The sequence below is a fragment of the Microcoleus sp. w1-18aA5 genome, assembly GCF_036701705.1.
Classification (GTDB): domain Bacteria; phylum Cyanobacteriota; class Cyanobacteriia; order Cyanobacteriales; family Microcoleaceae; genus Microcoleus.
The window spans coordinates 1-16,156 of sequence record NZ_JAUPTE010000112.1 but is presented as its reverse complement, the minus strand read 5'-3'; the positions used below and the strand labels follow the sequence as shown (position 1 = coordinate 16,156).

Sequence of the window (16,156 nt, the reverse complement as noted above, 5' to 3'; positions counted from 1 at the left end):
AAGTTTCCCACGATCCCAGACCCATGCAAATACTACCCTTGACAATTTCCCTTTTTCCTTAACTTGTCACCAATGCCTGCTATATGATTAAGAGTGCATCGATTTGTTTGATAGTAATTTCAACATTAATTTTTGGCATTAATTTGAGCGCCCGCGCCGAAAAATTAAGATGTTTTGTAGATATTTGCATCGACTCCAGCAGCGTTGAATTAAGCAAATCCGATATTCCCGGTGCTCCCTCTTATCCAGTCAGAACTATTTTAGTAACTCAACATTTTAGTAACGATAAATTGTTGGCGCAAATGGAAGTTGACTGCCAGCAACGACAGTTGAGAACTGTGAGAGTTAGCCAAGATGGCGAAAATTGGTCGAATTTCTCTCCGAAATGGACTTTAGTCGATGGCCACTCATCTTTGTCTCGGCTGGTTGACTATACTTGTAAATTGGCGATCGCAGAACAAGAGAATAAATAAGTAGACCAAGAAAAAAAACAGAGCACCTATATCTTCAACCCTGCGCTTGCGGGTGCAAGTTTGACAGGGCTTGAAACCGCCGAGTGTTAATATTACAATCAATCTAAAATCTAAAATCTAAAATCTAAAATCGGATGACAAACCCCACCGAATATCGGCAAAGACGCGAACAATTAATGGCAAAAATTGGCAGCGGGACAGCGATATTTCGCAGCGCGCCCGCAGCCGTCATGCACAACGATGTAGAATATGCCTACCGACAAGATAGCGATTTTTTCTATTTAACCGGTTTCAACGAAGCTGCGGCGGTAGCAGTGCTCGCGCCACACCATGAAGAACACAAATTTGTTTTGTTTGTGCAGCCAAAAGACTTGGAAAAAGAAACTTGGCACGGTTATCGCGCCGGAGTAGAAGGCGCTAAGGAATTGTACGGCGCGGATGAAGCTTTCCCGATTAATGAACTTGCCGAAAAACTGCCGAAATATTTAGAAAAGGCCGATCGCATATACTATCACTTCGGGCGCGATCGTAGTTTCGACCAAACAGTCCTCAATCACTGGCAGCGCTTGATGGCAACCTATCCCAAACGTGGCACAGGCCCGACAGCAATCGAAGATTCCAACATTATTTTACACCCGATGCGGCTGGTGAAAAGCGAAACAGAATTAGCATTAATGCGAAAAGCGGCTAATATCTCAGTTGCAGCGCACAACCGCGCCCAAGAATTCGCCAAACCGGGCAGATACGAATATGAAATTCAAGCTGAAATAGAACATACTTTTGGCTTAAATGGCTGCACTCCGGCTTACCCTTCAATTGTTGCATCAGGTTACAATTCCTGCGTCCTCCACTACATCGAAAACAACCGCCAAATGCAGGAAAACGATTTGCTGCTAATAGATGCTGGTTGTGCTTGCGGGTACTACAACGCCGATATTACTCGCACCTTTCCCGTTAGCGGCAAATTTACAGCCGAACAACAGATAATTTATGACTTAGTTTTGCAAGCACAATTGCAGGCAATTAGTCAAGTATATCCCGGAAATCCTTACAGCAAAATTCATGAAACAGCGGTGCGCGTTTTGGTGGAAGGTTTAATGGATTTAAAACTTTTGGTGGGGGACATTGAAGAGATAATTAAAGAAGAGAAATACAAGCCATTTTATATGCACCGCACTGGTCATTGGCTGGGATTGGATGTGCACGATGTCGGCGTTTATCAGTACGGCGAAAATCCGCAAGTTTTGCAGGCAGGACAAGTGCTGACGGTGGAACCGGGGATTTATATTTCTCCTTATATTAAACCCGTTGAAGGACAGCCGGAGGTTCCTGAAAAATGGCGCGGTATTGGCGTGAGAATTGAAGATGATGTTTTGGTGACATTGAAAAGTCATGAAGTCTTGACGGCGGGAGTTCCTAAATAAAGGAAAAGTAGAATGCTTTGGGCAGAAGTCAAGAAAGATTGATTAATTAAGTTAGCAGTGAAGGCTTGAGCTTTGTTAGTATTGGCTTGAAAAAGCTCAAGTCCGCAACTGCCAAACAAAGAGCGCTTATGTGTATTGATCCTACCAAGATCGATCGATCTCTCGAAACCTGCGAAGCATTGGTAGCAGAGCAAAAAGCAAAAATTCTACAACTTGAAGAGCATTTGCAGCAGCAGAGAGAATTGTGCCAGAAATTAGAAGCACAACTCAAAGCAGTCGAGAATCCTGGCATTTCGGGTTCCGTAACTGAATTTGATATCACCGAGGACGATCGCATTCAGTTAATCGCATCTCTGGAAAAAAGCCAGGAAATGTACCGAACTCTCATCAAACATTATCCGAATGGTTCGGTATTTTTGTTTGATCGCGATTTGCGCTATACTCTGGTTGACGGCCAAGGTTTGGCAGTAGTTGGTTTGTCCAAAGAACTGTTGGAAGGCAAAACATTGTGGGAAGTATCGCCACCTGAAGACTTGCCCCTTTTTGAGACTACATATCGCGCTGCTTTGGCAGGAAAAGAGAATACTTTTGAATATAAATACGGCAATCGCGTTTATTCAACAACAATTGCTCCAGTCAAAAACGACCGGGAAGAAATTTTTGCAGGACTGGTTCTTACTCAAGATATTACCGAAAAAAAACAGGCAGAAATAGCGCTGGAAGAAATTACAAATCAGCTCGAAATTCAATATCAAAAGCGCACTGAGGAATTGAAAACAGCCAACGATCAATTGCAGGAAGAAGTTCTCTCTCGCTGGCGCGCCGAAAAATCTCTGCGGGAAAGCCAGGAACAGCTAGAATTGTTTTTCTCTCAATCTTTAGATGGTTTTTTCTTTATGATGCTGGACGAACCAGTGCATTGGGACGATACAGTTGACAAAGAAAAAGTCTTGGATTACATATTTGCTAACGGGCGGGTAACGAAGGCAAACGATGCTTTGATAGCTCAATACGGTGGGACGAGGGAACAGTTTATTGGTCGGACACTTTACTCTTTCTTGTCTCACGACTTGACTGGTGGCAGAGAGATAATAAGGCAATTTTTTGAGGCTGGCAGAATCCACATCGAAAATGAGAATCGCACGTTTGACGGAGTTCCAGTTTGGATAGAAGGCGACTATATTTGCATTTACGATTCCCACGGCAGAATTGTGGGCTATTTTGGCGTGCAGCGCGATATTAGCGATCGCAAAAAAGCAGAAGCAACCCTCAGAGATAGCGAAGAACGCTTTCGGGCAACCGTCGAACAAGCGGCAGTCGGCATTACCCACCCTGACCAAACAGGCCGCTATTTGCGAGTCAATCAAAAATTCTGCGAGATAGTGGGATATACTGCGAGCGAACTGCTGTCGCGAACTTGGATGGACGTTACTTACCCAGAAGATATAGATTTAGATTTAGAACAAAACAATAAATTATTCGCCGGAGAAATTGACAGTTTTAAAATGGAAAAACGGTTGCTGCACAAAGATGGCAATGTAGTTTGGGTAAATATTAGTGTATCGCTCATCAAAGAACCGCTGAGCGGGGCAATTTACAATGTAGTAGTGACAGAAGATATTAGCGATCGCAAAGCAACCGAAGCAGCGCTGAAAGAAAGCGAAGAAAGGTTCCGACAGTTAGCAGAACACATTGAAAGTGTGTTTTGGATGGTAAACGTTCAACCCCAGAAAATTATTTATATCAGTCCGGCTTACGAAAAGATTTGGGGCAGAAGCTGTGCTGATTTATATGCTTACGGGCGCTTTTTTGCAGATTCGCTCCATCCAGAAGATCGCGCTCGCGTTATTGCTAATTTAACTAGACAAATTGATTCTGAAGACGAGATAGAATATCGAATTGTCAGGCCAGACGGCCAAATACACTGGATTCGCGATCGGGCTTTTCCGATTAGAAATCAATCTGGTAAAGTTTACCGGATCGTGGGCATTGCAGTAGATATTACCGCACGCAAACAGGCTGAAAAAACTATCCGTGAAAGTGAAGAACGCTTCCGCCAGTTAGCAGAAAATATCCAAGATTCCGTCTGGCTAATGTCTGCGGAATTCACCGATTTATTGTATCTGAGTCCAGCTTACGAACAAATCTGGGGGCGCAGTCGCGAAGAATTGTATGCTGATCCATTAAAAATGATGGAGTGGGTGCATCCAGAAGATAAACTCCTCTTGGAAGAGGCAATGGGGCGAGTGTTGCACGGCGAGTCCACCAATACCGAATATCGGATTTTTCTGCCAGACGGCACAATTCGCTGGGTGTGCGATCGAGCTTTTCCCATTTACGACGAATCGGGCAACATTTACCGCATCGCGGGTATTGGCGAAGATATTAGCGATCGCAAATTTACCGAGGCCCGCATCCAAGCAACACTCCGCGAAAAAGAAGTATTGCTCAAAGAAATTCACCACCGAGTCAAAAATAATATGCAGGTAATTTCCAGCCTGCTGCAACTTCAAGCTCAATATATTGAAGACGAAGCAACGCTAACTTTATTTGAAGAAAGCCAGACTCGCATCCATTCAATGGCTTTGATTCATGAGCAATTGTATCAATCCGAAAATCTCGATCAGATCGCCCTGTCCCCCTATGTCGAAAATTTGGTTGCTAATTTGTATCAATCTTTTGGTTGTGGCAACACTTCCATCCAATTTAACCTCAAAGTTGACCCCATTTATTTAAACATAGAAACAGCTATTCCGTGTGGCTTAATTATTAACGAACTGGTTTCCAACTCTTTAAAATACGCATTTGGCTCTAATTTAGATGGTGAAATTTCTATTAAATTTAATGAAACAAGTAGTCACCAATTTCATTTAACTATTCAAGATAATGGTCGCGGATTTCCGGCTAATTTTGACGTGGAAAATACTGAAACATTAGGATTGCGATTAGTGAGAATGTTGGCTTACCAATTAGAGGCGAGTATTGACATTGACAGTCAGCGTGGAACCTGCTACACTCTGATTTTCCAAGAGTTAAATTATCGGCAGCGTATTTAACGAAAAATGAACCCTATACAAATTTTGGTTGTAGAAGACGAAGTTATTGTAGCCCAAGACATAGCAGGTCGATTGAAAAAACTGGGATATGCAGTCACAGCTACAGTTTCTTCAGGAGAAGAAGCAATTCAAAAAGCGATAGAAAGCCCGCCCGATTTAGTGTTGATGGATATCGTGCTTAAAGGGGACATGGACGGGGTAACAGCAGCCGATAAAATCCGAACTAATAGGAATGTGCCGACAATATTTTTAACCGCTTATGCCGACGATCAAACACTGCAAAGAGCGAAACTTACAGATCCGTTCGGTTATATTATCAAACCATTTCAACAAAATGATTTACGGGTGGCGATCGAGATTGCCCTGCACAGACACGAAATGGAAACCAAGATGCGAGAATCTCTCAAAGCCGCGGAAGCAGTCAGAGAGTCGGTGGAAGAAAAATCGTACCGCCAAAACCAGTATATTTCCATGGCGGCTCACGAATTGCGGAATCCCCTCAACGCGATTTTAATTTCTGCGGAACTTCTCGATCTCGATCGCACTCGCAGCAGTGACGAATCCCAAGTTAGAACCCTGCGGCTGGTGCACTCAGCTACCCAAAAGATGAACCAGCTAATCGACGATATGCTGTTCATGGGCAGGGCAGAATCAGGCCAACTCAAATGCAATCCATTTCCGATAAATTTAATCGAATTTTGTCAAAACTTGCTCGATCAATTGCAGTTAGGAAATGAAGCCAAGCACAAACTAACATTAATCCCGTCAGATGTTACCAGCGCAATGTTAGATCAACAATTGCTGCACGGCATTATTTCTAACTTAATCGTCAATGCCATCAAATATTCTCCCAACGGCGGGCAAGTCACCTTGGAATTGGAATGCCGTCCAGCAAGCGAAGGAGACAAAGAAGCTATTTTCGGCTTATCTCCTCAGTGTTTTTTTGCCACTTCCCAATTTACAAATATTAGCTCTCCCTTACTAATTATCCGTATCCGAGACGAAGGTATGGGCATCCCAGAAACGGAAGTAGGGAAAATATTTGAAATGTTTTACCGCTGCAAGAATACTGGAAAGATTAAAGGTAACGGTTTGGGATTAACAATTGTTAAAAAAGCGGTGGAATTGCAAGGAGGCGCGATCGCCTGCGAAAGCAAAATGGGCGTGGGTACAACCTTCACAGTCGCGCTTCCTTACGTAGCACTTTCCTGTAGGACTCAAAGAGAAAGAACTTAAATACCCCTACAAACACTAATCAAAGTGTTGCAAAATCCACTCAACCGCCACCGCTAAATTTGCTGCAATAAAATCAGGTTTAGTATGGTGCTGATACTCCCCACTCAACACGCTTTCTCCGTAACCAGTCTGCACCAAAATACCAGTACAGCCTGCATTGTGAGCCATATCAACATCAGTCGCTTTATCCCCCACCATAAAACTATTTCGCAAATCTAAATCCTGTTCCCAAGCAGCGGCTACCAACATCCCTGTATTCGGTTTTCGCCACGTTGTATACCGCGTAAATTCTGGGTTGGTTCCGCCTTCGGCTGCGCTTAAATAAGGACAGTAATAAAGAGCATCTAACTGTGCTCCTGCTTCATTTTCTAATAACTGACATAGGCGTTTGTGCAAAGCTTCTACGTGGCTAACCGGATAATAGCCTCTCGCCGGGCCCGATTGATTGGAAACCAAACAGCAAAATATTTGTTTGTCATTTAAACGGCGTACAGCTTGGGCTACTCCGGGGATTAAATGCAAATCTTCTACTTGGTGAATGTAACCCGCTTCGATATTGAGAACGCCATCTCTGTCAAGAAATACTGCTCGTTTCATTGTTGTATTGTTTTTGATATAACTCTGCGATTGAAATCGCGTCTACACAAATAAAGTCCGCCTACGCGGACTGAAGAGAAGAAATGCAAATTTAGGTAAACTCATCATTCTAAAATAGATTGTTTGCCTAACCATTCAAGGAATTACAGCAGATGATGGAGCTTGTTGAAAAACGAAGAGCGAAAGAGGAATTACCGAAAATGATTCCTCGTCCCCAGGCTGCGCCTCCTGTGAAAGCCCGATAAGCGAGGCAGAGCCTCTAGATATGGGTTCCCAGGCACAGCCTGGGAACCAGCTAAGATATCCTAGTTCTTAGCCGCCCCAAACCTTCTTTAAAACATCTTGAGGAGAGATGTCTGCCATTTTGCCAGTAGGAGATTTAATGCCCAAAAACCGATCGCTCTTTGGCAACAATTTCGCCGGTTCAGTCGGGCCGAACAAAGCTATTGTATAAGTTTGAACCGCCACAGCTAAGTGCATCGGCGCACTGTCAGTACATATCATCAAATTAGCAGCAGCAATGGTGGCGGCCAACTTGCCGACATCATCCGGCGAGATAACTTTTACATTCGGACATAACTCGACTAACTTTGCCACGAACTCTGCATCTTCGGGGCCTTTCACAACAACAACGGGCAAATTAGGCTGCCGCTGCTGACAGTCTTGGATAATTTGCTTCCAGTTGTCTGTAGGGTAAATTTTGTCAATACCTTTAGACACAGCTAATTGACTCGAACCGCCGTGAATTAGAATGTAGCCGCTTTCTTTTACGCCCAACCGCTGCTGTTCGGCTTCCGCCCACTGAATGTCCTGTTTTGGTACATTAATTGCGATCGCCGGACAAGGATTTGTAATGTTAAATCCTTGCAGTAAATCATGGTACATTGAGGCGGCGTACTGTTCAGTTTTCAGCGGTACAGCAGCAGTGAGAAATCGAGCACCGTTGGTTCCCGAATAGCCAACTCTCTGCGGAATGCCGGTCAGCCACAGCAGCAGCCCTACAGTCCACCGCTGGCCTAGGGAAATAACTGCTTCGTATTCGCGATCGCGAATTACGCCCAGTAAATTGCCCAAATCTGCCATAGCGTTGCGGTCTTTGAAATTGTACGTCAAGACTTCTTTGACGGATTTGCAGACTCGGTAAGCACCCTTTGCCCTCGGTTCCACGATGACATCAATTTGCGCGTCGGGATAAGACTGCTTGAGGTCATCAAGAGTGGGGAAAAATAAAATTTGGTCGCCAATCCCGCCAGGGACAAGTGCTAGTATTCGCATCATAAACGATCGGGCTATTATTGATCGAGGTAGCTCTCAGAGATCGGCTCTCAACTATCAGCTTATAGTATTTCTAGACCTTAAAAGCTACTGGCTGACAGCTAAACAACAGACTCAAAAGTACAGGACGCTCTTATTATATATATCTAGTTGGGTTAAAAACGGTTAGTAAATGCACTTATTAATTCCTGCAGCGGGTTCGGGGCGACGGATGGGGAGTCAGCGGAACAAACTGCTGCTGACTTTGCTGGGAAAACCTTTGCTGAGTTGGACTTTGGCTGCTGCTGAAGCTTCGCAGCACATTAGCTGGATTGGCATCATGGGCCAGCCAGACGATTTTCCTGATTTTAAAGCAATTCTGAGCGATTTATCTTTGGTTAAGCCCGTGGAACTGATTAAAGGAGGCGCCACCAGGCAAGAGTCAGTTTACAACGGTTTGCAGGCTTTGCCGCCCAATGCCGATCGAGTCTTGATTCACGACGGGGCGAGGTGTTTGGCAACTGCTGAATTGTTCGATCGATCTGCAGAGGCCCTCTTGAGCTGTCCAGGCTTGATTGTCGCCGTCCCGGTCAAGGATACGATTAAGGTCGTAGATGAGCGTCGGATCGTGCGAGACACCCCTGACAGAAGCAATTTGTGGGCGGCCCAGACTCCCCAAGGATTTGAAGTGAAATTGTTAAAGCAGTGTCACGAAGAAGGGCGACAAAAAGGTTGGGAAGTTACAGACGATGCGGCTTTGTTTGAAAAATGCGGTTTACCAGTGCAAATTGTGGAGGGAGAAGAGACGAATTTGAAAGTCACAACACCCGTTGATTTAGCACTAGCGGAATTTATTTTACGGCAAAGATACGGGAAATAGTTTTGAATTGTGTAAGGCGAAATTGGGAATGGGCAAGGGGAATTGGTAAGCTAACTAAGTCCTCATAAAAACTCAGAATACCCAGATACCCGACTTTTAAAAGAAGTTGGGTATCTAATAACCCTCGCCTTTTAGATTTAATTAAATTGACCTACTTAGTAAGGGCTGGCTGTTGGTCGGACGATAATTTCGCTAACATCAACATCGTCAGGTTGTTCGATCGCAAATACAATCGACCGCGCGATCGCAGCAGCAGGAATAGATATTTTGCGAAATTCTTGCATTCCCGATTTTGCAGTTTCATCAGTGATGCTCTCGGCTAACTCAGACTCCGTTACTCCAGGAGAAATCACCGTCACCCGAATGTCGCCCCCAACTTCTTGTCTCAAGCCTTCTGAGATGGCTCCAACGGCGAATTTAGTAGCACAGTAAACAGCAGCAGTAGGAGAAACCGCGTGTCCGCCGATCGAAGAAATATTGATAATCTGACCAGATTTTTGTGCTTTCATGACAGGAAGTGCCGCCGCGATGCCGTACAAAACACCTTTGATATTGACATCAATCATTTTATCCCATTCCTCAACTTTCAGTTGTTCGAGTGCGGATAGAGGCATGATGCCAGCATTGTTAATCAGGACATCTACCCGATCGAACTTGCTCTGGGCAAATTGAACGAGATCCTCCATTTGACTGCGTTGCGTGACATCGAGAGCCTGGTATTCGACTGTTCCACCCTCCGCACGAATGTCCTTGGCGATCGCTTCTAGGCGATCGGTGCGACGTGCACCCAAAACCACTCGCGCGCCGTTTTTAGCAAGCAATTTAGCAGTGGCTTCACCAATTCCGCTACTCGCTCCAGTGATGATAATAACCTTTCCATTTAAGTTTGACATTGATATCTCCTATTTTTGTGATGTTACTGGGAACTTGATATTATTTTCCTGAAACAACTCTTTGAGAGTTCCTGCTGCAATCAAGGCGCGGGGAAAGCCGGAAGTCACTGTGGTAATATAAATAACTTCCATCAGTTCTTCCGGCGTAGCACCGTAATTCAAGGCATATTGAGCGTGAACTTTGAATTGCGGCATTGTGCCTTGTGCCGCAAACCCTGCAAGTGATATAAGCTGGCGGGTTTTATTATCTAGCACCTCACGAGCCCAGATATCGCCTAGGGAATATTTGAGCGTCATGTCAGCAAGTTCTGGGAAATCTTTTTGAAGCTGAACAAAATGCGGCGGCAAACCTTTTCCACCTGACAAACTATTCAGAACTTTTTCGCCCCGCTCTTGACGTGTCATTGTTTCAGAAGGTTGTAGAACTGTTTCTGGCGATCGGGTAGGTGAAACCATAAATATTGCTCCCGCTACGGTGAAAGTTAAAAATTGCTTGTTCATGATTTTGCCTCCCTTATAGATTTGCTAATATTTTCCTTGAAGTGAGGTTGATTTTAATTAAAGAAACATATTGCAGTGCAACAGCTTTAGCCCCGATCGCTTCGATCGCAGATACGACATTTTGGGCATCCTCCTCGCTGTTGTGATATGTCACGATGACATCGACTCCTTTTCTGGCAAGGGTCAAAGCGGTATTTTTGCCAAGTCCTCGGCTCGCCCCTGTTACCAATGCGATTTTTGTCTTGTCTTTCGTCATTGCCTTATCCTTTTACTGTTTCATTCAGATGTGTTCATCCTATGAGTAAAAGCAAGGGTTTTGAATACACAGACCTCGCAATTTATTGCCTAATCCTCCAAAGCAAGATTTTATGAATGGATAAAGATGTTCTATAATGCTTAAAAGATAATGATTAAATTAGTCGAGAAAACCACATGGCGATTGAAATAATCAACCAAGTAATAAATCAAGATGCGATCGCTAATCAATGTAAAGAATTGGCGGCATTAGTAACTCGACACACTGAAGGCAAGGGGAACGGTTTTCATAAAACAGCTATAGATAAGCTGGAATTTACGCGAGAATCTTCAGTTACCGCCGCACTGCACGGTGTCTATCAACCTATTCTCGGCATCATCGTTCAGGGCAAAAAAGAAGCGTTGCTGGGTGAGGAAACCTATCGTTATGGCGCGGCTCAATATCTTGTGATCTCAGTTGATTTACCTCTGAGTGGATTTATTGTAGAGGCCACTCCAGACAAGCCGTATTTAGGATTCAAGTTGAATTTAGACCCACGCCAACTCTGTGACATTATTACTGCCCAAACCAGTCCAAGCGCCAGTAAGAAAGAAAACTCTGTCAGAGGTTTGTTTGTCAGCAATGCCGATGCACCATTACTCGATTGCGCCCTCAGACTGACACGACTTTTGGATACGCCGCAGGATATCCCGATGCTGGCACCGATGATTATCCGCGAAATCTATTATCGTCTTTTAATGGGTGAGCAAGGCGAAGCTGTGCGCCAAATCGCAACATCTGGCAGCAATATGCAGCGCATCGCTGAGGTGCTCAAACTGATTAAAACTGATTTTGCAAAACCGATGCGGGTTGAGGATTTGGCAGGACAAGCCAATATGTCTCCTTCATCTTTCCATTACCATTTCAAGGAAGTGACATCGATGAGTCCACTTCAATATCAAAAGCAATTAAGACTATTAGAAGCACGTCGCCTGATGCTTGCCGAAAACTCCGATGCGGCAAATGCTGCCTATCAGGTGGGTTATGAAAGCCCCTCACAGTTCAGCCGCGAATATTCTCGTATGTTTGGTGCGCCGCCGATCCGGGATATTGAGCGTTTGCGTACTGCTTGAGCGTCACTGTTTCGACTATATTGGTTTTGTTCCGTTAATACAAGTGGAGGATGAAAGCAATGCAATATAGCGGCAAATGGCGGATCACAGAGATGGCAATGTGGGATAGTGATTATTTGGACATGGAAGTTGAAGCCTATATCGAGATTGATGAAGCAGGTTCGGGAGAATTTCAATTCGGTTTAGTATCAGGTGACATTGACGGCGAAGTCGTAAAAGATGGAAAGGATCAGCGATTTGAGTTTACATGGGACGGTAATGATGAGAACGATCCTGCATTTGGTAGCGGTTGGCTCAAATTAAAGGATAAAAACTCCATAGACGGTCGAATCAAATTCCACCAAGGCGATAGTTCTAGTCTTGTTGCAAAACGCATGAAATAGGAAATCAGCGATCGTACTATTTTATGCCATTTTTTTAACCGAAGATGAACTCAGATAAAATGCCATCCGCGTTCATCTGTGTTCATCTGCTGATATCGGCGGTAACAAAATCCCCATCTAACCAATAACCAATAACAACTGACTGAGGTTTCTCATGAAGGATTAATCGGAAAGTCACCCTCACTATCAACCTCTGGAGCACTTTTAACTAAATCCAAAAACGCAAACACGGCCGGAATTAACAGCCCATCCCTCAAAACAGCAACCCCGATTACCCTCTCAAAATCCGCCGGTAAACTGCAAACTTTCACCGAAGATGGTATCGGTTCCGCGGCTAAACGGGGCAGAATAGCTGCACCCAAACCTTGCATCACCATACTGACAATTGTTGAATCTTCGCTGAGTTCGTAACCGATATTTATGGGAAAATCTGCAGTTGTCAAATACTTACGAAGCGGTATCGAACAAGCATTTTCTATTGGCTGCAAAATCAGCGGATAATTCGCTAATTCTTCCCACGTAATCTTAGCACTTTTACATTGCGCCTTCGGCGGCAGCAAAACCAAATATTTGTCCCGCAAAATTTCCCTAGTTTCAAATTCATCGGAGATGGGAAGAGAGACAAAACCGATGTCTGCTTTGCCCGATCGCAAAGCCTCTTCCACAGCTTGGGTATAATAAACTTCGGTAATGCTAACCGTAATTTTGGGAAAGCAACTGCGAAATTTAGCAATAATACCCGGTAGGATATGAGTTGCGACACTCCGAAAAGTAACTATCCGTACCTGGCCTCCCTGCAAACCTTTTTCTAAATCCGCTTCTTTGACCATTCTTTCTAAGGCGCAGGCTATTTGACGCCCGTGACTCACTACCCTTTCCCCCACCGGCGTCAGTTGAGCACCGTGTCGCCCCCGGTGGAACAGTTGCACTCCCAATTCTGTTTCTAAAGAGGCGATGGCGTGGCTGACTGCGGATTGGGACAGTTCCAATTGCAAAGCCGCCTCGCTAAAGTTTTCACAGTCTGCTACAGCTATCAAAGCTTGAATCTGAGAGAGTTTCATCCGCCGCGTATTGATTTCGTTCATAGCGTTTGTGCCAGTAGTACCCAAATTGTCACAAGGGCTTCGATATATCGATTTTATTCATACAACCTATGCAAGTAATGCTTTGATTGTCAATTGCCTGAGAGTTAAAGTTAATTTATCAGGTAACAGATAGACTTTTACAGAAATTGCACGACAACCATATTGTGCTGTAATTGCGATGAAATTATTGCAGTTAAAAGCTATTTCTTGTAATTTTATGGGTGCAGTTTGTGTAGGATTTATCACTTTAAGGTGTTGGCTATGTCTACTTACAAAAGTCGAATCAACCCCCGAATAATGATGTTTTTTTGGATAGCCGATCGAGCTAACCCATCCGAAAAACATAAAGGGCTATCTCTCTTTTTAGCTATAAAAAAATTTGGGCAGTTTTTGCTCTACCTCATTTCGAGTGAGGACGAACTGAGAATTTGGCAGACGTGCGATCGCTATGGTAACACTTGGTGGCACGGTTGCGATCGGGCGACTGGTCGTTCTACCTGCGTGGCGACGGATGATGAAATGCGCGCTTGGCTCGATCGGCGTTATTGCCAATAGTAGTGTGTGGGTTGCGTGGAAAAGAAGTGAAATACAGCCCTCGATTAGCAATTACCAATTAGCAATTACCAATTAGCAATTACCAATTAGCAAGTAGGAGATGCTATGCTTCAAATATCTTCCGAATGTGCAGCGCCAGATCGCATTATTCTGATGGAAAACGAGGTATACCGATTGCCTCAAACTCATCGACAAATTCAAGTTTTGTCAGGAATTGCTTGGATCACGATTGACCAACAGGACATCATCTTGCAAAGTTCTGAAAAAGTATCGCTTCCACCCAGCAAAAACTTTGCTGTCATATCCGCTCTCAACAATATGCCGCTGATTATGGCCGTCTGGCAAGACAAAAACCCAGTTAGAACCTAGAAATTGAGAAAAAAATTGGCAGGAACACCCCAAAAAGCTCTATCTTAATAGTTATCACTTAGCTATTGGAGGACTCGATCGGTGCACCGCCGCTCTTACCACTTCAGCTATCTCGCAGCTATAAGTATTGTCTTATCGCCCGCACTCAGCTTGCTGGCAATTTCAGACGCCCGCGCTTATGCCCCAATTATAAATGCGAGGCGCACCCAAGCGAGCGAGTTCGCTCAGGCAACAGACCCCAAAATGCAAGCAGACGAACTCTTTAAAACAGCAGTAAAACAGCACCGCGAGGGTTTGTTTCGAGAAGCAATCCAGAATTTTGAGCAAGTTTTGGCAATTCGCAAGCAACTAGGCGACAAACCGGGAATCGGAGAAACCCTCAATAATATGGGGGAAGTTTATGGCGAAATGGGTTTGAGGCCCAAAGCTTTGGAAGTTCTGCAGCAAGCTTTAGTCATTCACCGAGAAATCAGCGGAGGGCGTCGTACCGCGCGCACTCTCAATCTCATAGGTTTCGTCAACCGGATTGGGGACAATTTTTCCGAAGCGATGAAACTGCACCAAGAAGCTTTGGAACTGGCCAAAACTACCGACGACCAAATTGAAATTGGAGAATCCCTCCACAACATCGCGGCCGTGTACGCAGAACAGGCAGATTACGCCAAGGCGATCGAATTTTACCAGCAAGCGCGGACGATTCGCACGGCCGCCGGCGATCGGCGCGATTTAGGCCGTACCCTCAATAACATGGGCGGCGTCTACTACAACATCGGCGACTTTAATAGAGCGATGGAATTTTACCACCAAGCTTTAGCAATTCGCCGGGAAATCGGAGACCGGGCTGGCGTCGGCCGCCTCCTCAACAACATGGCACTTACCTCTCGCAAACTCGGCAAAGATACTCAAGCGCTGATTTATTTTCAGCAAGCAATACCGATGTTAGAAGCAATCGGTGACAAGACAAGTATCGGACGCTTGCTCAACAATATGGGCGCAATTCATGAAAGTCTCGGTCAAAATGCTCAAGCTCTCGAATCCTACGAGGAAGCTTTAAAAATTGCTCGTGAGGGCGGTGACAAAGCCGGAGAAACTACAGCGATGGAGGGCATTAAGCGATTGTCTTCCAGTCAGCTTGTACCGCAATAAGGAGATTTAAGCGGTTCCGCATCGGGCGTGAAGATTGGAAGCGATCGACTTTGGCGACGATTTGGCATTGATCTGCAAGTCGTTGTATAATTAATTGCCAAAAATATATAACTCAAAAAGAGGAAAAAGCATTCAGGGGCGCTATAATTTGATTAAGATCGCGATCGCAAGATAGAAACAGTTTCTGTAGTAATTCGTCTGCCAGAGCGGCTGCACAACACTTAATCTAAGGATCGCGAATTAAATAACTTACAATTTTAATTGTTATTGTGGGATGGGCGTCCCGCCCGTCCTTTTTGGAGGGGCGGGATGCCCATCCCACTTTCAAGAGTGGAAGTTATTTAATTCTCATTCCTAAGCTATGGATATCCGTACCGAAAAGCCAGAAGATGTAGAAGCTGTTCGCAACATTAATATTGCGGCATTCGGGCGAGAAAATGAGGCTAACTTAGTCGATCGATTGCGGGGAATTGCATCTACATTTTCCTTCGTTGCGGTACAATCCGATCGCATTGTCGGACACATTTTCTTCAGTCCGGTTGTCGTCGAAGGAAAATGTTCGAGGAATTTGTCGATTCTGGGGTTAGCGCCAGTCGCAGTTCTACCCAACTATCAGCGGCAAGGTATCGGAACGCTACTGATACGGGAAGGTTTAAAAGAGTGCGCGCGATCGGGATTTCAGGCAGTGGTTGTGCTGGGTCATCCAGATTTCTATCCGCGTTTTGGGTTTATTCCTGCTAGTAGAAAGAGCTTAAAATGTGAATATGATGTGCCCGATGAAGCATTTATGGTGTTGGAGTTAGAAAGTGGAGCTTTGCAGGAGTGCAGCGGAACTGTGAAGTATCGATCGGAGTTTAGTCGGCTCTCCTGAACTTATGGTTATAAGTTTCTCTAATCAGAAAAGCAAGCTAATACGCGATTCCTAAAATTATTAAA

The 16,156-nt window shown here is 44.6% G+C and carries 17 protein-coding genes; 11 read left to right on the top strand and 6 right to left on the bottom strand.

All coding sequences use genetic code 11. The annotated features are described in order from the left end of the window. The first annotated feature begins 83 nt into the window (after window positions 1-83). From Q5691_RS25840 to Q5691_RS25825, 4 genes are all read left to right on the top strand, one after another. On the top strand, window positions 84-473 hold the full coding sequence (locus Q5691_RS25840) for a hypothetical protein (protein WP_333347911.1): 390 nt from the start codon (window positions 84-86) through the stop codon (window positions 471-473). A 134-nt stretch (window positions 474-607) separates the two neighbouring features. After that, entirely contained in the window at window positions 608-1,897 is a 1,290-nt protein-coding gene (locus Q5691_RS25835; protein WP_333215173.1) for an aminopeptidase P N-terminal domain-containing protein, read from the top strand. A 128-nt stretch (window positions 1,898-2,025) separates the two neighbouring features. Next, window positions 2,026-4,953 (top strand): PAS domain S-box protein, encoded by a 2,928-nt coding sequence (locus tag Q5691_RS25830; protein WP_333215175.1) that lies wholly within the window; start codon window positions 2,026-2,028, stop codon window positions 4,951-4,953. A 6-nt stretch (window positions 4,954-4,959) separates the two neighbouring features. After that, window positions 4,960-6,189 carry an ATP-binding protein gene (locus Q5691_RS25825; RefSeq protein WP_333347908.1) on the top strand — a complete coding sequence of 410 codons (1,230 nt, stop codon included), beginning with the start codon at window positions 4,960-4,962 and terminating at the stop codon, window positions 6,187-6,189. Between the two features lie 15 nt (window positions 6,190-6,204). Here Q5691_RS25825 and Q5691_RS25820 read toward each other — a convergent pair whose 3' ends face one another. Then, the gene (locus Q5691_RS25820) at window positions 6,205-6,786 is read right to left on the bottom strand and encodes an HAD family hydrolase (protein WP_333215179.1); all 582 of its coding nucleotides are present in this window, start codon (window positions 6,784-6,786) and stop codon (window positions 6,205-6,207) included. A 312-nt stretch (window positions 6,787-7,098) separates the two neighbouring features. Beyond that, window positions 7,099-8,061 (bottom strand): glycosyltransferase family 9 protein, encoded by a 963-nt coding sequence (locus Q5691_RS25815; protein WP_333347914.1) that lies wholly within the window; start codon window positions 8,059-8,061, stop codon window positions 7,099-7,101. 172 nt (window positions 8,062-8,233) lie between these two features. Between Q5691_RS25815 and ispD the strand changes: the two genes are divergently transcribed. Continuing rightward, window positions 8,234-8,920, top strand: a complete 687-nt coding sequence (gene ispD / locus Q5691_RS25810; RefSeq protein ID WP_333347906.1) for a 2-C-methyl-D-erythritol 4-phosphate cytidylyltransferase — start codon at window positions 8,234-8,236, stop codon at window positions 8,918-8,920. A gap of 155 nt (window positions 8,921-9,075) precedes the next feature. Here ispD and Q5691_RS25805 read toward each other — a convergent pair whose 3' ends face one another. Genes Q5691_RS25805 through Q5691_RS25795 form a run of 3 tightly spaced genes read right to left on the bottom strand, consistent with a single transcriptional unit; the run spans window position 9,076 to window position 10,570 of the window. Next, a complete protein-coding gene (locus Q5691_RS25805; protein WP_333347903.1) occupies window positions 9,076-9,813 on the bottom strand; it encodes an SDR family oxidoreductase in 738 nt (245 codons plus the stop codon). Window positions 9,814-9,822: 9 nt separating this feature from the next. Continuing rightward, a complete protein-coding gene (locus Q5691_RS25800) occupies window positions 9,823-10,314 on the bottom strand; it encodes a carboxymuconolactone decarboxylase family protein (protein WP_333056926.1) in 492 nt (163 codons plus the stop codon). 13 nt (window positions 10,315-10,327) lie between these two features. After that, window positions 10,328-10,570 (bottom strand): SDR family NAD(P)-dependent oxidoreductase, encoded by a 243-nt coding sequence (locus Q5691_RS25795; RefSeq protein ID WP_333216683.1) that lies wholly within the window; start codon window positions 10,568-10,570, stop codon window positions 10,328-10,330. Window positions 10,571-10,746: 176 nt separating this feature from the next. Between Q5691_RS25795 and Q5691_RS25790 the strand changes: the two genes are divergently transcribed. Both Q5691_RS25790 and Q5691_RS25785 read left to right on the top strand, forming a co-directional pair. Then, complete coding sequence (locus tag Q5691_RS25790) at window positions 10,747-11,682, top strand: AraC family transcriptional regulator (protein ID WP_333216685.1); 936 nt, start codon at window positions 10,747-10,749, stop codon at window positions 11,680-11,682. A 50-nt stretch (window positions 11,683-11,732) separates the two neighbouring features. Further along, complete coding sequence (locus tag Q5691_RS25785; RefSeq protein ID WP_333347900.1) at window positions 11,733-12,065, top strand: hypothetical protein; 333 nt, start codon at window positions 11,733-11,735, stop codon at window positions 12,063-12,065. 152 nt (window positions 12,066-12,217) lie between these two features. On the opposite strand, the gene Q5691_RS25780 is transcribed toward Q5691_RS25785, so the two are convergent. Continuing rightward, a complete protein-coding gene (locus tag Q5691_RS25780; protein ID WP_333216689.1) occupies window positions 12,218-13,150 on the bottom strand; it encodes a LysR family transcriptional regulator in 933 nt (310 codons plus the stop codon). Window positions 13,151-13,411: 261 nt separating this feature from the next. On the opposite strand from Q5691_RS25780, the gene Q5691_RS25775 reads away from it, so the two are divergent. The 4 genes from Q5691_RS25775 (at window position 13,412) to Q5691_RS25760 (ending at window position 16,091) form a co-directional block, all read left to right on the top strand. Beyond that, entirely contained in the window at window positions 13,412-13,705 is a 294-nt protein-coding gene (locus Q5691_RS25775; protein ID WP_333216691.1) for a hypothetical protein, read from the top strand. Between the two features lie 105 nt (window positions 13,706-13,810). Beyond that, the gene (locus tag Q5691_RS25770; RefSeq protein WP_333216694.1) at window positions 13,811-14,074 is read left to right on the top strand and encodes a hypothetical protein; all 264 of its coding nucleotides are present in this window, start codon (window positions 13,811-13,813) and stop codon (window positions 14,072-14,074) included. An 81-nt stretch (window positions 14,075-14,155) separates the two neighbouring features. Beyond that, window positions 14,156-15,220 (top strand): tetratricopeptide repeat protein, encoded by a 1,065-nt coding sequence (locus Q5691_RS25765; RefSeq protein ID WP_333216696.1) that lies wholly within the window; start codon window positions 14,156-14,158, stop codon window positions 15,218-15,220. A gap of 361 nt (window positions 15,221-15,581) precedes the next feature. Further along, entirely contained in the window at window positions 15,582-16,091 is a 510-nt protein-coding gene (locus Q5691_RS25760) for an N-acetyltransferase (RefSeq protein WP_333347897.1), read from the top strand. Window positions 16,092-16,156 lie beyond the last annotated feature (65 nt).